Here is a 539-nt window from a genome sequence, read left to right as displayed (position 1 = left end):
CCATCGATATCAGGATCTTGGTCATCAGGAATGCCGTCGCCATCAGTGTCATTCACCTTAGGTGTCGTGATATCAGGCTTTCCATCGTTATCTTTATCCGTTACCGTTGTGCCGTTCGGATCAGATTCCTCTTTGTTTGGAATGCCATCATTATCCGCATCTTCGTCTCCATCTGGTGTACCATTTCCATCAGAATCAGGATTTGTTGGATCTGTGCCCGCAACTTCTTCATCTTTATTGTTGATACCATCGCCATCTAAATCATTTTTATCCGTCACTTTTACTGGATCAGATGATTCAGAAGTATTTGGATGTTCCGCCTTATCTGTTGCTTTCGCTGTGACATTACCTTCCGGTAAAGGTTGTGTTGGTGTAATCGTAGCGTGACCTTGATCATCAGCTTCGCCTTCACCAATCTTATGCCCATCTTTATCGAACAACTCAACTTTAGAACCTGGTTCAGCCGTAACTGTGATTGGATCAGTAGATCCAGCTTTACCTGTTAAATCTGTGTCGATTACTGGTTTAGAAGGTGGTGT

General features: G+C 43.4%; 1 protein-coding gene. It reads right to left on the bottom strand.

Annotated elements, in window-relative coordinates; genetic code table 11:
- On the bottom strand, positions 1 to 539 hold a 539-nt coding region (locus CD111_RS12475; RefSeq protein WP_240610501.1), incomplete at both ends, for an Ig-like domain-containing protein.

The sequence above is a fragment of the Mammaliicoccus stepanovicii genome (assembly GCF_002902525.1).
GTDB lineage: Bacteria > Bacillota > Bacilli > Staphylococcales > Staphylococcaceae > Mammaliicoccus > Mammaliicoccus stepanovicii.
Note: the sequence above shows the minus strand (reverse complement) of the source record. Positions and strands in the feature narration are given on the sequence as shown.